This is a genomic window from Stenotrophomonas sp. GD03794 (assembly GCF_029842145.1).
Taxonomy (GTDB): Bacteria; Pseudomonadota; Gammaproteobacteria; order Xanthomonadales; family Xanthomonadaceae; genus Stenotrophomonas; species Stenotrophomonas riyadhensis.
Genome location: NZ_JAOCFV010000016.1, coordinates 26,943 through 45,475, shown reverse-complemented (window position 1 = coordinate 45,475; position 18,533 = coordinate 26,943). Strand labels below are relative to the sequence as shown.

Here is an 18,533-nt window from a genome sequence, read left to right as displayed (position 1 = left end):
GCGCAGGCGAGCCGGTCAAGCGCGCTTCTTCAACAGGGTTGACCTCCAATGAATATCTGCTGGAACCGCATCCGCCTGGCGCTGGTCGCCCTGGCCTGCGTCGGCCTGTCGGGCTGTGACTGGGTGCTGCTGGATTCGAAGGGCATGGTCGGGCTGGCCCAGCGCGACCTGATCCTGATCTGCATCGGCCTGATGCTGATCGTGGTGATACCGGCCATCGTGCTGACCTTCGTGTTCGCCTGGCGCTACCGCGCCGGCAATACCAAAGCCAAATACATGCCTGACTGGTCGCACTCCACCAAAGTGGAGATCGTGGTCTGGGGCGTGCCGCTGATCATCATCGCGGTGCTGGCGGTGATCGTGTGGAAGTCCACCCACGAGCTGGACCCCTACAAGCCGCTGGACGTGGCCGGTGAGCCGCTGCACGTGGACGTGATCGCCACCGACTGGAAGTGGGTGTTCGTGTATCCGGACCTCGGCATCGCCACGGTCAACCAGCTCAACTTCCCGGCCAACCGCCCGCTGGCGTTCAACATCACCTCCAACTCGACGATGAATACCTTCTTCATCCCGCAGCTGGGTGGGCAGATCTACGCGATGGCCGGCATGCGCACGCAGCTGCACCTGATCGCCAACGAGCCCGGCCAGTTCCGAGGCATGTCCGGCAACTACAGCGGACATGGCTTCTCGAACATGAAGTTCATCGCCACCGCCAGCAGCAATGAAGACTTCGAGCGCTGGGTGGCCGAGGTGCGCAGCGCGCCCGACGCACTCAGTTTCACGCAGTTCAAGGCGCTGGCCGCGCCGTCGAAGAACGCACCGGTGCAGCACTTCTCCAGTGTTGAACCACTGCTGTTCAAGAAGGTCATCGACCAGTTCATCGGCGTTGGCGAGAACACCGCTGCTGCTACCCCGGCGGGCGCTGCCGGTGGTGTCCAGGTTTCCCAGGAGTAACGAACATGTTGGGTAAATTGACGTGGGAGGCCGTGCCGCTGCACGAGCCGATCGTCGTGGTCACATTGGCGGCCATGGTGCTGGGTGGCCTCGCGCTGCTCGGCGCGGTGACGTACTTCAAGCTGTGGGGCCCGCTGTGGCGTGACTGGTTCACCACCGTGGACCACAAGAAGATCGGCATCATGTACGTGGTGGTGGCGCTGGTCATGCTGGTGCGTGGCTTTGCCGATGCGCTGATGATGCGCGCGCAGCTGGCCGCGGCTGGCCCGGGCAGTGACGGCTTCCTGCCACCGGAGCACTACGACCAGATCTTCACCGCGCACGGCGTGATCATGATCTTCTTCGTGGCCACCCCGTTCGTGGTCGGCCTGATGAACATCATCGTGCCGCTGCAGATCGGTGCGCGCGACATGGCGTTCCCGTTCCTCAACGCCTTCAGCTTCTGGATCTTCGTGGTCGGCGCCGCGCTGATGATGATCTCGCTGGGTGTCGGCGAATTCGCCATGACCGGCTGGGTGGCGTATCCGCCGCTGTCGGGCATCGAGTTCAGTCCAGGCGTGGGTGTCGACTACTACATCTGGGCGTTGCAGGCCTCGGGCATCGGCACATTGCTGACCGGCGTCAACCTGTTCATCACAATCCTGCGCATGCGTGCGCCGGGCATGACCCTGATGAAGATGCCGGTGTTCACCTGGACCGTGCTGGTCACCAGCGTGATCATCATCGCCGCCTTCCCGATCCTGACCGTGGCACTGGGTGCGCTCACCCTGGACCGCTACCTGGACTTCAACTTCTACACCAACACGTTGGGTGGCAACCCGATGATGTACGTGAACCTGGTGTGGGCCTGGGGTCATCCGGAGGTGTACATCCTGGTGCTGCCGGCGTTCGGCATCTTCTCTGAAGTGACTGCCACGTTCGCGCGCAAGAAGCTGTTCGGCTACAAGTCGATGGTGGGCGCCACGCTGGCGATCGGTATCCTGTCGTTCATCGTCTGGCTGCACCACTTCTTCACCATGGGCTCCGGTGCCAGCGTCAATGCCTTCTTCGGCATCATGACGATGATCATCGCCATCCCCACCGGCGTGAAGATCTTCACCTGGCTGTTCACCATGTACGGCGGCCGCGTCGAGTTCAGCGTGCCGATGCTGTGGACCATCGCCTTCCTGGTCACCTTCACCATCGGTGGCATGACCGGCGTGCTGCTGGCCATTCCGGGCGCGGACTTCCTGCTGCACAACAGCCTGTTCCTGGTCGCGCACTTCCACAACACCATCATCGGCGGCGCGCTGTTCGGCTACCTGGCCGGCTTCGCCTACTGGTTCCCGAAGGTGTTCGGCTTCACCCTCAACGAGCGCCTGGGCAAGTGGTCGTTCGCCTGCTGGGTGATCGGTTTCTACCTGGCCTTCATGCCGCTGTACATGCTCGGCTTCATGGGCATGACCCGCCGCATGAACCAGTACGACAACCCGGCGTGGACGCCGTACCTGATCGCCGCCTTCATCGGTGCACTGTTCGTGTTCGCGGGCATCATCCTGATGCTGGTGCAGATCTACGTGAGCGTGCGCGACCGCAAGCGCAACCTGGACCTGACCGGCGACCCGTGGAACGCACGCACGCTGGAATGGGCCACGCCGTCGCCGCCGCCGTTCTACAACTTCGCCGTGGTGCCCAAGGCCGATGAGCTGGATGCCTTCCACGAAGCGAAGAAGCGTGGCCTGCCGCCGCCGCCGAAGAAGTACGCACCGATCCACATGCCGAAGAACACCGGCGTGCCGCTGATCCTCAACATCTGGATCCTGGTGCTGTGCTTCGCCCTGGTCTGGCACATCTGGTGGATGGCTGCAGCCAGCTTCATCGCGATGATCGTCACCCTGATCGTGCGGTCCTATGACGAGGACGTGGACTACTACGTCAGTTCCGAAGAGGTGGCGCGCACCGAAGCAGCCAAGCTTGCCAAGCTGAAGGAGGTACGCGCATGAACCTGTTGACCCGCCCGGAGCTGGCCAGCGACACGCAGGCGCACGAGGACCACCACGAACACGACCATGGCCACGAGCAGGGCGGCATGAAGGTGTTCGGCATGTGGGTCTACCTCATGTCCGACCTGGTGCTGTTCGGTTCGCTGTTCGCCTCGTACGCGGTGCTCAGCACCGCCTACGCCGGCGGCCCCACCGGCAAGGATCTGTTCTCGCTGCCGTTCGTGATGGCCGAGACCTTCCTGCTGCTGGTCTCCAGCATCACCTACGGCCAGGCCGTGCTGGCGATGCATCGCCACGACACCTCGGCGGTGCTGCGCTGGCTGGGCGTGACCTTCGTGCTCGGTGCCTCGTTCATCGGCATGGAGATCTACGAGTTCTCGCACCTGATCCACGAAGGCGCGGGCCCGAGCACCAGTGCCTACCTGTCGGCGTTCTTCGCCCTGGTCGCCACCCACGGCCTGCACGTGGCCAGCGGCCTGATCTGGATGGCGGTGGTCATGCACCAGGTCTACCGCCGCGGCCTGACCCCGACCAACATCACCCGCGTGTCGTGCCTGAGCCTGTTCTGGCACTTCCTGGACCTGGTGTGGATCTGCGTCTTCACCTTCGTCTACCTGATCGGAGCCTTCTGACATGGCCCACGTCGAAACCTCGCGCGCCGGCAATGCGCACGGCTCCACCAAGTCCTACCTGATCGGCTTCGTGCTGTGCGCGCTGCTGACCGTGGTGCCGTTCGCGCTGGTGATGAACCCGGTGCTGTCGCGGCCGCTCACGCTGTTCCTGCTGGTCGGCTTCGCGGTGGCGCAGATCCTGGTGCAGCTGGTCTATTTCCTGCACATGGACCGCAAGTCCGAAGGTGGCTGGAACCTGGCCAGCTTCGTGTTCACCCTGGTGATCCTGTTCATCGTCGTCGCACTGTCGGTCTGGATCATCTGGAGCATGCACTACCACATGATGATCAACTGACCGTGGCCGGGGTGATCGGCATGGACCGCGCGATCACCCCGGCACCTCCGTCCTCTTTCCCCCCCAAGGGCAGGCCTGACCGAGACCCCGCCCGCGCCTGCGTTGGTGGTACCCGTGAAGCGTCCTGCTGCTGTTGTCCGTTCGTTGTTCTCTCCCCGATTCCGCCTGCCGCTGCTGGCAGGCCTGGCCATCGGCCTGCTGGCTGGCTGCAGCGCGCAGTCGCGCATGGATTTCTACTCCAAGGACATTGCCTGCGAAGAGCTCGGCCAGCACTGGTCGATGCCTGACAGCCACGGCGCCGTGCGCGGGCCCAAGGATCTGCAGGGGCAGGTGACCTATCTGTTCTTCGGCTTCACCAGCTGCCCGGACGTGTGCCCGACCACCATGGTCGAGCTCAGCCAGGTCAAGCACCTGATGGGCAAGGATGCCGACCAGCTGCAGGTGGTGTTCGTCAGCGTCGATCCCGCACGCGACACGCCGGAAGTCGCCCGCACCTATGTGGAAGCCTTCGACCCCAAGGCGATCGCGCTGGTCGGCAACGAAGCACAACTGGCCGCGATGGCCAGCGACTTCAAGGCGTTCTACGAAAAGGAACCCGGTCAGATACCGGAGACCTACACCATGAGCCACATCGCCGGTGGCTACGTGTTCGACCGCCAGGGCCGCCTGCGCCTGTTCGCGCCCTATGGCATGCCGGTGGACAAGCTGTTCTCCGACGTGCAGCGCCTGCTGCTGGAGCCCGGCCACCCGGCCGCCGGCAACGGCCCGTTGGCCAGCTGCCACCTCAAGCGAAGCGACACGCTCGCCGCCCGGTAACGCCGGGCCATGCCCGACTGATACCGACCGTTCGTCGCGCGCGCTGCCCCGGTAGGTGTCGACCTCGGTCGACACACCCCCACACACCAATCCCCCGACCGGCCAGGAGAGCCAACCGGCCGGGGGCACCACTCAACGCCTTACTTGGTTTCTTCCCACTGCACCACGTCCGGCTCGGTCGCGCGGATACCGGCGGTGGACAGCAGCCTGGTGGTCGCATCCAGTGCCGCGTTCACCGACGGGTACTCCACGATGGCCTGGCCCGAAGCCTTCGATACCTTCACCACGGTGCCACCGGTGGCGGTGGCTGCACGCTGCGCTGAGGCCGCATCGGTGAAGAACACCTTGACCCGCGACGTCGCCACCACCGGCGCTCCATCATGGGATACCGCCGCCGCGAACTTGCCGGTGCCGGCATCAACAGCCGCGGCCGCTGCACCATCCAGCGAACGCTTCGTCCGCGAGCTGGTGGTCGCCGCTGCCTGCTGGGTGATCGTGAACCGACCGCCGCTGACCTGCTTTACCGTGGTCGAGGGAGACAGCTGGAAACGCGTGCCGCCCACATCGAACGAGCGGCCAGTAGCGGACGCCTTCAGTTCCTGCGCATCCACGGTTGACGGTGTCCTGGCCGGAGGAGTCTGCCCCGAGGTCTGTGCCCAGGCAGAGGAGGTGATCGCCGCGAAGGCGAGCGTGCTCAACAGAATGGTCTTCTTCATCATCAGTGCCCCAGAACGCGGATCTTGAAGGATTCGAGGTTGCCACGCGATGCAGCGGCCGCGGCCTGCCCCATGTCGGTCACTTCCAGCGTCCAGGTGCCGGTGGCATTCTCATCCAGGAATGCATTGCTGGACAGCAGGTCCCAGCTGGTGAAATTGCTCTGCGCGTTACCCGTGCCCGAACCGATCGCGGTGAACGCCGGCTGCACCACGCTGCGCGTGCCACTGGGCGAGACCAGCACGAACTGCAGCTGGCGGGTGCTTCTGTGGTTGACCCGGAAGCCGAGCTGCACGCTTTCGATGTTGCGTGCACCGTTGGCGACCTGGAAGGTCAAGCGTGCGGCAGCGGCCGAGGTGTTGCCGATGGCCACGGTGCGCGTGGTGGTGCGCCAGCCGGTATCAACCAGCGGTCCCAGCGACTGGAAGTTCTCGGCGACCTCTACTGCACGGGCCGCATTGACCACGCCGAAACCGTACCAGTTGCTGTAGGCACGGCCGGCGGCATTCACCGTCCAGCCCGGCACCAGCGTGCGCCCGTCGGCCAGTGTCACCGCCGGCTGGTTCGGGTGGTTGCGGGTGGCGGTAGTGGCCAGGATGTACTTCACATCGCGATAGGACAGGTTCGGATTGGCTTCCAGCACCAGCGCGGCCACGCCCGACACCATCGGTGCTGACGCCGACGTGCCGTTCATCTTGGCGGTGTAGTTGCAGGTGCTGTCGATGGCCGACAGGTTGCTGTCCAGTGTGTTCTCGCGGTTGGTGTTCTTGTTGCTGCCCTGCGCGCACCCGGTCACGTCGGTGGTGACGATGGCCGGGTCGTACGCGCGTGCCACCAGGCCGGGTGCGTACTGGGCCTGCAGGCCGTATTCACCGCCAAAGGCCGAGACCCACAGGGCCGAGCCGGTGGAGGAGTACGACGAGCGAACGCCATCGGCGCGCACGGCGGCAACGGTGATCACGTTGAACAGGTTGTTGCGCGGATCGCGGCCGGCCGGCACGCAACCGGTGTTGCGGTTCTTGGTGTCATTCGTGCAGACATCGAAGGTGTTGCCGAGGTTGTCCTGCCAGTACCCGTTGTTGAAGTTGTTGCCGGCCGACTTCACGTAGATGCCGCCGCGGCCACCGCGCGTACCCGACAGCGCCTGCTCATACGAACGTATCGTGTTCTCGCTGTACGCCAACGGCAGGTTGGGATTGCCAGGGCCGGCGCCCCAGCTGTTGTTGAACACCTGCACGTCGGCCGATTCTGCGCCGTCCCACCAGGCGTACTCGATGTTGCTCTGCTGGTTGCCCTGCGCGGAGCGTGAAATGGGGTTGAAGCCCTTCAGCGTTGCCGCCGGAGCCACACCTCGCACGCCCAGGTTGTTGGCGCCCACCGCGCCGGCGATGCCGCCGACCATGGTGCCGTGGTTGTCGGCGTCCGGATTGGACGGGGTGGGATTGTTCGAACCATTGGCGAAGTTCTTGCCGGCCACTGCCGCCACATTGGCGGCCAGGTCCGGGTGAGCGATCTGCAGGCCGTCGTCGACGATGGCGATGGTGACGCCCTGGCCGCGGATGCCATTGCGGTACAGGCCATCCACGTTCAGATCGTTGCCGGCCACCGGCAGTGTATCGGCCGGTACCGTCTGCCCGGTATTGCGCAGGTGCCACTGGATTCCGGCCAGCGGATCGGCCTGCTGGGCCTGGGCGGTGACGGCCAGGCTGCCCAGTACCAGGGCAGTGGCCAGGGCCAGGCGCGTGGAGCGCGGTGGCGCGGAGCGTTGCGTGTGTCGCTTCATACACGAATCCTTCTGTTGTGAATCGGCATGGCAGGACGGCGGGACGGAACTGCCCCATCGCAACGAGCCAAACGCGACACAACGAACAACCCCCTACCTCTTCACACAAGCAATCAGCAGATGTGCCAATTGCGTCACAAACGCTTATGCAGCCGAGGAATAAAAGCCGGCGGTCGCGGCCCTCCTGCCCGTGCCATCATCGTTGGGCCGTCTCTCGCGGCCCCTTGCACAAGGAAGACCGATGGTCAGGAAAGGCCCGGACACCGAAACCCCCGTGGACGAGGCCTTCCGTCCCACCCTGGCCTGGATGGCAAACGAGATCGCGGCCGGCCGTGCGCCCCACGCAGTGAACGTGCCCGCGTGCAGCGCCGACACCTGGGATGTCATCACTGGCATCATCGCGGACTATGGGGAAACCCTGGTGCAGCTCCCCGAGGCCAGCTGGGAAACTTCGGTCAGCCAGTGGCATGGCGAGCGCTGGAAGGTCCTGGTCGACCTGTACACGGCTGTGGAAGGGCGAAGTGATCTGGTAATGGATGTGGATATCGCCGAAACCGAAACCGGCTTCGAATACAGTCTGCACTTGGTCTACGTTCCCTGAGGAGGCACGATGAAGCCGAAGCAATTCCGTCTCACCGCCGAGCAGATCAAGCCTCTGCTGGAGGGCTATGGCGGATGCATCGCCACCGATCGCATCACCGTTGATGGCCAGCCTGTGGGCTACTGCTACCGCGAGGCGCCCGACAACGAGTTGGACAGTGGCTGGCGATTTCTTGCCGGTGACGAAACCGAAGATTACCTGGACGAGCCGGGAAACTCCGGCGTGTACGACGTGAACACCATCGCCAACTGCGATCATGCCGTCCTGGCAGTGGTGGACGCGCCGGCGGGTACCGAGTTCGAACGCACTGAAGACGGCAGGTTGCTGCCCGTCTGATCGGTGATGCCACGTGTTCGGCGGCATCCATCCTGGTGGGTGCCGACCGTTGGTCGGCACATCCATCCAAGCTTGCCGTCACTCCCACCGGTCATCATCGCGCGCCCTCACATCACGCTGTGCTACTACAGCCCGTGCACCCTTCCGCACGGAGCACGATGATGGTCAACCCCCTGGCCCAGGCCCATCGCGGCCTCGGCACCACGCTGTTCAGCCTGTTGAACCCGATACCCTTCGGCTTCTTCGTCGGCGCGCTGATCTTCGACGCGATCTATCTCAACAGTGCTGAGGTGATGTGGGGCAAGGCTGCGGCCTGGCTGATCACCTTCGGCCTGCTGATCGCCATCGTGCCGCGGCTGATCAACCTGTTCACGGTCTGGCGCCGCAACGGCACCGCCACACGCATCGACCGCATCGACTTCTTCCTCAACCTGGTCGCGGTGGTGCTGGCGATCTGGAACGCCTTCGTGCACAGCCGCGATGCCTATGCCGTTGCGGTGCCCGGCACGATCCTGTCGGCGCTGACCGTGGCGCTGATCGCACTGGGCCTGATCCTGCTGTCGTTGCAGCCGCCGGTGCTGCAGGGAGGCCGTCATGGCGAAGCACATCCTGCCCACCATCGGCGCCCTGGCGCTGGCCGTCATGCTGTCGGCCTGTGCCGGCAAGGCCGAATACCATCCCGCCGACCAGTCCGGTGCGCAGCCGCCGCTGCCGGCACCGAAGAACTTCCTGATGCCGCCGATGCAGGTGCCGCGCGGCGTGGGCTGGGCCGAGGGCCAGTCACCCACGGTGGCCGAGGGCCTGAAGATCGAACGCATCGCCGCCAACCTGCTGCATCCGCGGCGATTGTTGACCCTGCCCAACGGCGATGTGCTGGTGGTGGAGGGCAATGGCCCCGGCGAAGAACCGGTCACCACGCCCAAGCAGTGGATCGCCGGCAAGGTCAAGGCGCGCTCGGGCAAGGCCGGCAAGGGCGGCAACCGGGTCACCCTGCTGCGCCGCACGCCGGGAACGAACACCTGGACCCAACACGTCTATATCGAAGGCCTGCATTCGCCGTTCGGCATCCAGTTGATCGGCGACACGCTGTACGTGGCCAACACCGGCAATATCGTGCAGTACCACTACGTGCCTGGTGAAACCCGCATGTCCGACAAGGGCCGTGAGTTCACCGACCTGCCCAGCACCATCAACCACCACTGGACCAAGGAACTGCTGGCCAGCCGCGATGGCCGCAAGCTGTACGTGGGCGTGGGCTCCAACAGCAACATCACCGAGAACGGCCTGGCCGTCGAGTACCGCCGCGCGGTGGTGCTGGAAGTGGACGTCGCCACCCGTGGCAGCCGTATCTTTGCGTCGGGCATCCGCAACCCGACCGGACTGGACTGGGAGCCGAGCACCGGCCAGCTGTGGGCAGTCGCGAACGAACGCGATGAGATCGGTGCCGACCTCGTGCCGGACTACCTCACCTCGGTGAAGGAGGATGGCTTCTACGGTTGGCCCTACAGCTACTACGGCAAGCACGTGGACGAGCGCGTGCAGCCGCAGCGGCCGGACCTGGTGGCCAAGGCGATCGTGCCGGACTACGCCATCGGCTCGCACGTGGCACCGCTGGGCCTGTTGTTCTACACCGGCCAGGCACTGCCGGCGCAGTACCACGGCGGCGCCTTCATCGGCGAGCACGGCAGCTGGGATCGTTCACCGCTGAGCGGCTACGAAGTGGTCTACGTACCGTTCAAGGACGGCAAGCCGACCGGGCGGCCGCAGACCGTGGTCAGCGGTTTCGCCTCGAAGGACGAGAAGACCTTGATGGGCGCACCGGTAGGCATGGCGATGGACGCCGAAGGCGCACTGCTGGTCGCCGACGACGTGGGCGACGTGGTGTGGCGGGTGTCTGCCAAGTAACTCTGTAGCGTCGAGCCACGCTCGACTGCTGTGGATCCGGCCCTTGTAGAGTCGAGCCATGCTCGACTGCTTCTGCCAGCAGCAGTCGAGCATGGCTCGACTCTACAGAAGACCATAAGCCGCCGAGCCTGGGCCCGGCTCTACACTTCCGAAGGTGCCGCGCGCAGCCCGCTGAACACCGATTCGGCAGCAAACCCCACGCCACCCAGCAGCACGCCGAAATACACCACCGTGGCCACAACAAAGCCGTACCCAGCGGCCACCGCCGCGCCATCGCGCTGGATGAAGCCAATCGCAAACGACATCAGCGCCAGCGCCGGCAACGTATTGCTGAACGGAATCGGCCCGGCGGGCGCCATCAGCAGCAGGGTCGCGAACACCAGCATCAGGTTGTTCAGGCGCATCATCTTCTTCGAGCGCACCATCACCGCCAGCCGCATCGGCCGCGACAGCCGCTCCATGCGGTGCACCCACTTCAGCGCACGGCCCAGGTTGGCCTTCAGCTTGTCGGTGGCGATCTCGCGGCGCGCCAGCTTCTGCGGCACCCACAGCGGGCGGTTGCGTACGCGGCTCAGGCCGATCAGCAGGATCGAGGCACCAAACACCGTACTCAGCCCGGGAATCGACACCGGAATGATGAAGATGGCCGAGAGCAGGATCACGATCAGCAGCAGGCCTTCATCGCCCAGCGCGCTGAGCAGGGTGCCGACGCTCACCTGGTCGCCGGGCAGCTCGTCGATCATCTGCTCGATCTGCTGGGCCAGGGGCGCGCTGTCATTGGTTTCGGGGGCACGGTAGGTCATGCGTCGCAAGGTTCTCCAGGGAAGGGCGGTCAATGGGCCGTCCTGCGGTGGGGGACGCACAGGCTCCTGCAGTATCCCGGCCAACGTGGGCAAAGAGGTGAACCGGGCATGAGGGGTTAAACTGGCGTGCCCCGCACGAGTTGAACGCAATGGACATGGGCCGCAGGCAATCGACCATCGAACTGGTCGCCATCGACATGGATGGCACCCTGCTGGATCCCACCCACACGCTCACCGCGCGGGCCAAGCAGGCGATCGCGCAGGCGCGCGCGCTGGGCGTGCACATCGTGCTGACCAGTGGCCGCCCGGTTCCCGGCCTGGCACCGTTCCTGCACGAGCTGGGCATCACCGGCGACGACGACTACTGCATCGCCTGCAATGGCGGCCTGGTGCAGCGCATCGGCACACGCGAAACCGTGGTCGAGTATCCGCTCAGCTTCGACGACTTCCTGTTCTGCGAGCAGGTGGCCCGCGACCTGGGCGTGCACTTCCAGGCGCTGGACAGCCGGCGCATGTATACGCCCAACCAGGACATCAGCTACTACACCGTGGCCGACTCGCATCTCTCGCGGATGCCGCTGTCCTACCGCCGCGTGGCCGACATGGACCCGTCCATGTCGTTCATCAAGCTGATGATGATCGACGAACCCGACGTGCTGGATGCCGCCATCGCGCGCCTGCCCAGCGAACTGACCGAGCGCTTCGCGGTGCTGAAGAGCGCACCGTTCTTCCTGGAAGTATTCGACCACCGCGCCGGCAAGGGGCCAAGCCTGCAGAAGCTGGCCGAGCACCTGGGCATCGACCGCGCCAACGTGATGGCCATCGGTGACCAGGAGAACGACCTGACCATGCTGCAGTACGCCGGTACCAGCGTGGCGATGGGCAATGCCATCGACGCGGCGAAGGCGGTGGCGCGGTTCGAGACCACCAGCAATGCAGACGAAGGCGTGGCGCGCGCCATTGAGCGTTTCGTCCTGCAGTAACCGCGCGTCCCTATGCCCTGGTAGGTGCAACCTCGGTTGGCACACGCAGACGGCAAGCGCCGACCAAGGTCGGCCTCTACCATGCCTCGCAGACCCCGGTAGGCGCCAACCTTGGTTGGCGCACGCAGACGGCAAGCGCCAGGCTATACCCACGTATAGCCCCCCCATCCCCATCGCCATTCGCGCTGTACCACGGTGCAATGGCGAATGCGGCAGTGCGATGCAAGAATTTCGCACGTCGAAATCACCCCACCAAGTCCCACGGCAGATGATCGCCTTCGTCTGCTGACCGGCGCGCACCGCGCCGTCACTCCCTCAACGCAATCGCATCGCCAGCCAGGGCGCCGACACCGGTGCTGCAACGCGCTGGGCGTGCGCCTGCGCCGCTCTCTCCCTGCACCTGGATCTGCCCATGAACACCCCACCCACGACGCGCCTCGCCCTGGCCATTATCGCGGCCATCGCTGCGCCTGCTTATGCCGCAGAAACGCACGATGCCGCGCATGACACCCCCACCACCTTGAACGCGCTGCAGGTCATCGCCACGCCGCGCGGCGCGGCCGTTGCGCCCACCCAGGTGGTTGGTCCAAACCGCTACATCATCAAGGCTGAAGACCTCGACGCGATGGTCACCGGCAACAATGGTCTGGCCATGCTGAAGCAGGTACCGGGCGCCAGCTACACCGCCACCGACGGGCTTGGCCTGGATATCTCGGCCACGAGCCTGTTCGTGCGCGGCTTCCGCATGAACGAAATGGGCATCACCTTCGAGGGCGTGCCGCTGAACGACAACGGCTTCCTCTCGCTCACCGGCACCAGCGTGGTGAACGTGGGCGTGCCCGATGGCATCGGCGCGATCACGGTCAGCCCCGGTGGCGCACCGGTCAGCGTGTTCTCCAGCAGCGTCAACGGCGGCAGCCTGGAATACCGCCTGCGCGAGCTGCAGGACACACCCAGCCTGCGCGTGAAACAGGGCGTGGGCAGCAACAACACGCTGGTCACCACCGTATCCGGGCAGAGCGGCCAGCTCGGTGAGCACGGCCCGAAGGTGCTGGTCGACCTGCAGCGTGTGTCTGCCGACAAGTACCAGGGCGAGGGCACCCAGAACTTCCTGCGCGGCGACCTGAAGCTGCAGCAGGATGTCGCCTGGGGTGACTTCACCGTGTTCCTGTCCGACAGCAAGGCCAAGGTCTGGGGCTACAACAACATCTCCTTCGACATGATCCGCAAGCTGGGCTGGAAGGCCGACATCTTCTATCCCGATTATGCGTGGGCCTGGTACGTGGCCTCGCCGGAGAATGCGGACAAATCCTGCGGCGCCTACACCTGCGGTGAGCTGTCCGAACTGATCCCGTACGACACCGGCCAGATCACCCGCGATCGCGTGTCGTCGATCAACCACCGTTTCCAGATCACCCCGGCGCTGAGCGGCAACGTGCAGCTGTACAACGCCAACAGCCACACCCAGGCCACGCTCACCGACCCGACCGTGCCGTCGCCCAACGGCGCGCCATTCTCCGAACAGGTGCAGACGCCGCGCGTGAATCGGCTGGGTGGCATGTTCAACCTGCAGTTCGAGGCCGGCGCGCACACCTTCACCGCCGGCTTCTGGCAGGAGAAGAGCAAGGCCGCGGCCAAGACCGAGTGGTACCAGCAGCCGCTGCTGGGCGAGGGCCCGCCGCTGAAGGCCACCGGTCCGTTCGATGTGTATGGCCCCGCGTTCAAGACCGACAACGCCTCGAGCTGGGTGACCCGCTCGCGCCAGTTCTACCTGCAGGACGACATCGTGCTGAACGACACGCTGAAGCTGGGTGTCGGCTTCAAGGCCGTGGACTTCCGCACCAGCGGCGGCGGCCTCGGTGACGCCAAGGACCGGCCGGTGAACGGCACGCTGCGCGCGAAGAGCAACTTCCTGCCGCATGTCTCGCTGTTCTGGAGCCCGACCGAATCCACCGATGCCTTCATCGACCTGGCCAACACCATGAACGGTTACCGTGTGGCCCAGCGCGGCAACATCGGCTACACCGCCTCGGCATGGACCATCACCGACCAGGAGGAGTTCGACCGCGTGGCCGGCACGCTGCGCCCGGAGAAGAACTGGAACCTGACCGTCGGCGCGTCGCATCGCTTCGATCGGCTGATGATCACCGGCGACGTGTTCTACAACGACATCCGCAACCGCCTGCTGTCGGCCGCCATCGGCACCCAGTTCGCGCAGATCAACACCGTGCGGTTGATGCCAAAGATGCACGTGATCGGTGCCGACCTCGGCATCACCGCCGACCTGACCGACCACCTGCAGTTCTACCAGGGCGTGGCCGTGGCCCGTTCGTACTACGACAGCGATTTCGTGGTGGGCGACACGGTGTACCCGATCAAGGGCAACGCCCAGCCGGGCTATCCGCAGATCTCGCTGGTCAGCGACCTGTCGGCGCATTTCGGTGACTGGCGCTTCGGTGCCACCAGCACCTCCTACCTGCGCCAGCCCTTCACCTACGAGAACGACATCCGCGTGCCGACCTTCTGGCAGGTCAACACCTATGCCGCCTACCGCTTTGGCGTGGACAGCGCCGTACCGGGCCTGGAGCTGCGGCTGGACGTGAGCAACCTGTTCAACCGCCACAACATCGGCACCGCCACCATCGCCGGCTCGTCGTTCTCGGGGGATTACCAGACCCTGCAGCGCAGCGCGCCACGGCAGCTGATGTTCAGTACGTCGATGGCGTTCTGAGGCGACGAGGAACGGGGTCAGAGCCCTTTGCGGTGCAAAGGGATCCGACCCCGAAGCCACCCATGACCGGGGTCAGATCCCTTTGCACCGCAAAGGGCTCTGACCCCAAGCCCCTCCAGAAACCCGCCTTGCGCAATCAACAGGGGTTTTCTGGCAGCGACGCAAGGTTCCCACAATGTTGCTGGGTCATGCTGTCGGCATGGCTCAGTACAACCCCCGATCACCGTTGTTCGGCATACGGAGTCATGGACGGCCCCGGCAGGCGCTGTCCGTGGCGCCTGTGATCGACCTGCAGGCCGAGTACCAGTTCTGGCACGTCTACGAGCGTGTGGTCCGTCCGTTGCCCGGTGGGGGGCTGCGGCTGGCCTGGCTGGTGTGCCAGAAGGTGTACCGGGACCGGTGGCAGCACCCGGACGACAGCGACGAGGCGGCGTTGTCGCGGGTGCTGTTCGGCGGGAACATGACGGCTGACCGGGCGTCGGAGCTGGCGGAGCTGCACGCGCTGGTCAGCCGTCGGGTGGCGTTGCTGGCGAAGCGTGGGCGGGTGGATTCCGCGGCCTGATGCGTGGGGGCCGCTCCCGGCGTGCCGAGCTGCCATGACCCGCTCTGGCACCATTGCACCATCCGTCGCCATGACACGCTGTTGGTAGAGTCGACTGCTAGTCGACTGCTCTTCGCGCGCGAGTCGACCAACGGTGACTCAACCAACGACCACTCCGAACGGTGCTCCTAGGGCTTTCCCCGATCCAACTGCCGGTACCCGATCGCTTCAGCCAGATGCGCCGTCTGGATCACCTCGCAACCTGCAAGATCAGCAATCGTGCGCGCCACCCGAAGAATGCGGTGCATCGCCCGTGCGGACAGCTGCAGACGCTCAATCGCCTGCTCCAGCAGATCCTGATCGGCCTCACTCAATTTTGTGCACGCACGCAGCGCAGCCGGCGATAGATGTGCATTGAGCCCGCCACGCACCTGCTGCCGCGCATGCGCGGCTTCCACCCGCTCACGCACCGATGCACTGGGCTCACCCAGAGGCGTGCTTTCCCGCAGCTCCACCGCGTCCATGCGAGCCACGCTGATGTGCAGGTCGATACGGTCCAGCAATGGGCCGGAGACGCGCGCACGGTAGCGGTTGATGCGCTCATCGCTGCACAGGCAGCGGTTGCTACGGTCACCGGCCCAGCCACACGGACAAGGGTTCATCCAGATGTTTTGTGAGGAATAGTGCTTGGGAAAAAAGATAAGGTGCGGCAAATTAGCTCTGCTCACCACGGTAGCTCACATTGCATGGCAACTAGAAAGAAGAAGGGTGTCGGCGAGGTCCAAACGGGCCCGGACGGACTTTGGATCACGGTAAGGGCGATCGGTCGGGCGCATGGAGTAGCGTCGATTGACTTCACATTTCTTCGGAGTTGGATCGGACCTCGCGGTCAAGCCGCATTTGTCGATGCAATTGTCAAGCTATCAAGGCGCTACGTCGCGGCCCAGAACACGTACTCGGTTCGCTGCGTCCTTCAGTTCTGGCAGGCCCTCGGTGCAAGAAGGGGGTGGCCGGCTCCAAGTCGTCGAATCAGTTCCGCTGCCTTGGTCGCGCAACTGTCTGATCTTCGGGGTGAGTTCTACGCGGCCAGAGCGGCGGTTGGAGTCGCGCTAACTACGATCACGAATCAGTGGACCAGCTTTGTTCGATTCATCCCCTGTCTTGTTCAGACCGGTGCAATCAACTTCGTCGAATCGAAATTGGCTGCCATCTCCGCTCCGCCTCGCGCGCTCATCATTGCGGATAGGGAGCATGCTGCAAACTCACCAGTGTGCCTGAACAACGCCCCAAAGACTTTGAACTCGGCACAGAACTCATACAACGACAATCTCTTCGAGTCGATCTCAATCGTTGATGGAAGTGCAGAGTACCTAGATCGCTATCAGGAAAAACTTGGGAAGGCAGTAAACACGATTCTCCACTGCGCAGTGAAGGACTTCGAGGAGTTCGTGGCTCAACGAGAGAGAGGCTTGGCTGAAATTAGCCGTTTCGACGTAGGTTCACTACATGAGCTTAAGGCGCATCGCCGAGGCGGATTCTCCCGAGAGAACTGGGGGCACCTGCTGAATCAAGAGCGATATGAGAAGGGTCTCAGGATTGCCTTGGGGATATGCGTCTTTGATATGGGCGGGATTCCTAGGCAGCGACGCAAATTCGATGTGAAGTCGAGCAAGGCATCCATCTTAGATGGGTCTAGCAGAATCTGGGACTTCGTTTCTTCGTTCGGAAAGAACGAGCTCCTGCCATACCTTGGCATCATGAGTAGCAAGCAGGCGGCAGTCTGCATACTGATCCTACTCATTGAACACCCGATTCTTAACCCAGTGGCGTTGTACAGGGCCAGGATAGAAAGGGATCGTCATGGTGGAACCTACATCTCCTCCGATGGTCTTGTCGGAAAAGGGGGTATCCGCTTTAGCGTGGAGAAGCTGCGTGCGGGCGAGGAGAAGAGTGTGGAGCTTTCGCCTCTTGCCCAGCGAGTTCTTGTGAAGGTCTTCGAGTGGACCGAGCCCGTACGTACTCGGATGATCCAGGAAGGGAGAAGGAAGGATGCAAACCATCTTTGGATTGGCATCAGTAGCCTCGACTACCGTTTGAAAGCCTTCTCGGAGAAAGCGTTCCTGAATGCACTTGGTGCATCTGAAGCTTGGCGCAGTGTCAGGGGAGCCGGCATGGTCACCCGGGCAACGAACTTCGGGGAGCGCCATGCCGAGCTCGCTCCATGGAGAGAGAAGCTCACCTACAAGAATCTACGAATGAACTCCGGAGTGCTAAAGTTCCTTGAGGCAGATGGTGATCTTGTCGTAGCGGCGAGGATATTTGGCCACCGATCGGTCAAGACGACCTTGGGGCACTACGTCCCAAATGCCCTTCGCATCGCCTTGTTTGAGAGGCAGGTTAGGCGGCACCAGAACAGACTGATCGTTCAAGCATTTTCTGATCACGAGCGGCTTCTTGAAGTGTCGGATTTCTCGACGGTTGAGGACCTCCACCTGTTCCTCTCGGGTAGCGCGGACGAGGCTGCTGAAGCTCAGGTTCCCCGCCGTGTGTACAAGGCCGCTTCTCCTGGCGCGGGACTGATCCTCTGTAAGGATCCTGATGCGCTGGCGGTTGCAATGCTCTACCGGGATCGCTTGGAAAGCGCCAGTGCGACCTTCCTGGATCGACCTGATCTCCGGACCGGAGTTGCCCCGCGATTCTGGAGAGACTTTGTGGATGCGCTGACCGCGCCATTGCCCCCGGCATTGATTGAGATCACTGATCTTGTCGAGTGTGCATTGGCTAGAAAGACTGTCATCATTTCTCGCATTCGGCTGCCGGAGATCCGGTGATGGCTCAACTTCCCTCGGAGGTCCTGTCCTTCTTCAGTCGGACCCAAACCGGTTTGAGCCCATTAGTGCGTCCGTGGTGGCTGAAATCCGCGGTCCACGAATCTGTATGGAGAGTTGAGACGGGAAAGAGAGATCTGCGCCAAGTCGGTGAGAAGAGTCGCGGTGGGCAGGTTCTGAGATGGGATCTACTGCTACCAACGGGACGATTGAGCACATCATCTCACGCAGTTATCTGTGAACAATGTAAGGCGTTGATCATCGCCGTAGCGAAGGTACGTGGATCAACCCGGTCGCTCAGATCAGTTCATGGCGCACTGTTTCTCTTCGCAGAGTTCTTGGCCCTTAAGTACGAAGAGAAGTTCCTGCGTGACGGACTCCTAGTCGCTCATCTGGACGACGTAGAGGCATTCATGGAGTCCTATGCTGAGGCGGGGTCTTGCGGGACGGGGCGGTTCATTGAGCGCCTTAGCTCTTACCTTTCGGCTGAGATTCCGTTGGAACGGTTAGACGCGGATGAGGTTAGGAACCACTTTGGCTTGACGGAAACAAACCAGTTGAGTTTGGTCGCCATTGGCGCGGCTATATCG

The 18,533-nt window shown here is 63.6% G+C and carries 15 protein-coding genes and 2 pseudogenes; 13 read left to right on the top strand and 4 right to left on the bottom strand.

Features of this window, described 5'->3' with window-relative positions:
• The first annotated feature begins 48 nt into the window (after window positions 1–48).
• The 5 genes from cyoA (at window position 49) to N5D91_RS11075 (ending at window position 4,718) form a co-directional block, all read left to right on the top strand.
• On the top strand, window positions 49–954 hold the full coding sequence (gene cyoA / locus N5D91_RS11095; RefSeq protein WP_180854530.1) for a ubiquinol oxidase subunit II: 906 nt from the start codon (window positions 49–51) through the stop codon (window positions 952–954).
• A gap of 5 nt (window positions 955–959) precedes the next feature.
• Window positions 960–2,936 carry a cytochrome o ubiquinol oxidase subunit I gene (gene cyoB, locus N5D91_RS11090; protein ID WP_180854531.1) on the top strand — a complete coding sequence of 659 codons (1,977 nt, stop codon included), beginning with the start codon at window positions 960–962 and terminating at the stop codon, window positions 2,934–2,936.
• The gene (gene cyoC / locus N5D91_RS11085) at window positions 2,933–3,568 is read left to right on the top strand and encodes a cytochrome o ubiquinol oxidase subunit III (protein ID WP_080281857.1); all 636 of its coding nucleotides are present in this window, start codon (window positions 2,933–2,935) and stop codon (window positions 3,566–3,568) included. The genes cyoB and cyoC overlap by 4 nt, the downstream gene beginning before the upstream one ends.
• Before the next feature lies 1 nt (window position 3,569).
• Window positions 3,570–3,902 carry a cytochrome o ubiquinol oxidase subunit IV gene (cyoD, locus tag N5D91_RS11080; RefSeq protein ID WP_006399830.1) on the top strand — a complete coding sequence of 111 codons (333 nt, stop codon included), beginning with the start codon at window positions 3,570–3,572 and terminating at the stop codon, window positions 3,900–3,902.
• 144 nt (window positions 3,903–4,046) lie between these two features.
• Window positions 4,047–4,718 (top strand): SCO family protein, encoded by a 672-nt coding sequence (locus N5D91_RS11075; RefSeq protein WP_110714015.1) that lies wholly within the window; start codon window positions 4,047–4,049, stop codon window positions 4,716–4,718.
• A gap of 140 nt (window positions 4,719–4,858) precedes the next feature.
• Here the strand turns inward: N5D91_RS11075 and N5D91_RS11070 are convergent, their stop codons facing one another.
• Window positions 4,859–5,437 (bottom strand): DNA breaking-rejoining protein, encoded by a 579-nt coding sequence (locus tag N5D91_RS11070; protein ID WP_180854532.1) that lies wholly within the window; start codon window positions 5,435–5,437, stop codon window positions 4,859–4,861.
• Window positions 5,437–7,215: a S8 family serine peptidase gene (locus N5D91_RS11065; RefSeq protein WP_180854533.1), complete on the bottom strand. Its 1,779-nt coding sequence runs from the start codon at window positions 7,213–7,215 to the stop codon at window positions 5,437–5,439. Before N5D91_RS11065 ends, N5D91_RS11070 begins: the two co-directional genes overlap by 1 nt.
• Before the next feature lie 274 nt (window positions 7,216–7,489).
• Between N5D91_RS11065 and N5D91_RS11060 the strand changes: the two genes are divergently transcribed.
• The 4 genes and pseudogenes from N5D91_RS11060 (at window position 7,490) to N5D91_RS11045 (ending at window position 10,057) form a co-directional block, all read left to right on the top strand.
• On the top strand, window positions 7,490–7,816 hold the full coding sequence (locus N5D91_RS11060) for a hypothetical protein (protein WP_162622102.1): 327 nt from the start codon (window positions 7,490–7,492) through the stop codon (window positions 7,814–7,816).
• Between the two features lie 9 nt (window positions 7,817–7,825).
• Window positions 7,826–8,152: a DUF2185 domain-containing protein gene (locus N5D91_RS11055; RefSeq protein WP_164114983.1), complete on the top strand. Its 327-nt coding sequence runs from the start codon at window positions 7,826–7,828 to the stop codon at window positions 8,150–8,152.
• Between the two features lie 161 nt (window positions 8,153–8,313).
• Window positions 8,314–8,751, top strand: a pseudogene (locus N5D91_RS11050) (DUF2231 domain-containing protein); the annotation flags it as partial.
• Window positions 8,747–10,057 carry a sorbosone dehydrogenase family protein gene (locus N5D91_RS11045; RefSeq protein WP_180854535.1) on the top strand — a complete coding sequence of 437 codons (1,311 nt, stop codon included), beginning with the start codon at window positions 8,747–8,749 and terminating at the stop codon, window positions 10,055–10,057. The pseudogene N5D91_RS11050 and the gene N5D91_RS11045, both read left to right, overlap by 5 nt.
• Before the next feature lie 140 nt (window positions 10,058–10,197).
• Here N5D91_RS11045 and N5D91_RS11040 read toward each other — a convergent pair whose 3' ends face one another.
• Entirely contained in the window at window positions 10,198–10,860 is a 663-nt protein-coding gene (locus N5D91_RS11040) for an exopolysaccharide biosynthesis protein (protein WP_049421123.1), read from the bottom strand.
• Window positions 10,861–11,009: 149 nt separating this feature from the next.
• On the opposite strand from N5D91_RS11040, the gene yidA reads away from it, so the two are divergent.
• From yidA to N5D91_RS11025, 3 genes are all read left to right on the top strand, one after another.
• A complete protein-coding gene (gene yidA / locus N5D91_RS11035; RefSeq protein ID WP_049421122.1) occupies window positions 11,010–11,843 on the top strand; it encodes a sugar-phosphatase in 834 nt (277 codons plus the stop codon).
• Window positions 11,844–12,255: 412 nt separating this feature from the next.
• Window positions 12,256–14,574, top strand: a complete 2,319-nt coding sequence (locus N5D91_RS11030) for a TonB-dependent receptor (protein WP_180854536.1) — start codon at window positions 12,256–12,258, stop codon at window positions 14,572–14,574.
• A gap of 175 nt (window positions 14,575–14,749) precedes the next feature.
• Window positions 14,750–15,136 carry a hypothetical protein gene (locus N5D91_RS11025; protein WP_110714009.1) on the top strand — a complete coding sequence of 129 codons (387 nt, stop codon included), beginning with the start codon at window positions 14,750–14,752 and terminating at the stop codon, window positions 15,134–15,136.
• A gap of 167 nt (window positions 15,137–15,303) precedes the next feature.
• Here N5D91_RS11025 and N5D91_RS11020 read toward each other — a convergent pair.
• Window positions 15,304–15,777: pseudogene (locus N5D91_RS11020) on the bottom strand (ATP-binding protein); the annotation flags it as partial.
• An 84-nt stretch (window positions 15,778–15,861) separates the two neighbouring features.
• Between N5D91_RS11020 and N5D91_RS11015 the strand changes: the two are divergent.
• Window positions 15,862–17,946, top strand: coding sequence for a hypothetical protein (locus N5D91_RS11015; RefSeq protein WP_152906641.1), 2,085 nt, complete (start codon window positions 15,862–15,864; stop codon window positions 17,944–17,946).
• The last annotated feature ends 587 nt before the right edge of the window (window positions 17,947–18,533 follow it).

Excerpts from the sequence above, each read along its gene's own strand:
- N5D91_RS11030 (WP_180854536.1), top strand. The coding sequence starts at position 12,256 with ATGAACACCCCACCCACGACGCGCCTCGCCCTGGCCATTATCGCGGCC.
- N5D91_RS11025 (WP_110714009.1), top strand. The coding sequence starts at position 14,750 with ATGTTGCTGGGTCATGCTGTCGGCATGGCTCAGTACAACCCCCGATCA.
- N5D91_RS11040 (WP_049421123.1), bottom strand. The coding sequence starts at position 10,860 with ATGACCTACCGTGCCCCCGAAACCAATGACAGCGCGCCCCTGGCCCAG.
- cyoA (WP_180854530.1), top strand. The coding sequence starts at position 49 with ATGAATATCTGCTGGAACCGCATCCGCCTGGCGCTGGTCGCCCTGGCC.
- yidA (WP_049421122.1), top strand. The coding sequence starts at position 11,010 with ATGGACATGGGCCGCAGGCAATCGACCATCGAACTGGTCGCCATCGAC.
- cyoB (WP_180854531.1), top strand. The coding sequence starts at position 960 with ATGTTGGGTAAATTGACGTGGGAGGCCGTGCCGCTGCACGAGCCGATC.
- N5D91_RS11065 (WP_180854533.1), bottom strand. The coding sequence starts at position 7,215 with ATGAAGCGACACACGCAACGCTCCGCGCCACCGCGCTCCACGCGCCTG.
- N5D91_RS11045 (WP_180854535.1), top strand. The coding sequence starts at position 8,747 with ATGGCGAAGCACATCCTGCCCACCATCGGCGCCCTGGCGCTGGCCGTC.
- cyoD (WP_006399830.1), top strand. The coding sequence starts at position 3,570 with ATGGCCCACGTCGAAACCTCGCGCGCCGGCAATGCGCACGGCTCCACC.
- cyoC (WP_080281857.1), top strand. The coding sequence starts at position 2,933 with ATGAACCTGTTGACCCGCCCGGAGCTGGCCAGCGACACGCAGGCGCAC.
- N5D91_RS11015 (WP_152906641.1), top strand. The coding sequence starts at position 15,862 with ATGGCAACTAGAAAGAAGAAGGGTGTCGGCGAGGTCCAAACGGGCCCG.
- N5D91_RS11055 (WP_164114983.1), top strand. The coding sequence starts at position 7,826 with ATGAAGCCGAAGCAATTCCGTCTCACCGCCGAGCAGATCAAGCCTCTG.
- N5D91_RS11070 (WP_180854532.1), bottom strand. The coding sequence starts at position 5,437 with ATGATGAAGAAGACCATTCTGTTGAGCACGCTCGCCTTCGCGGCGATC.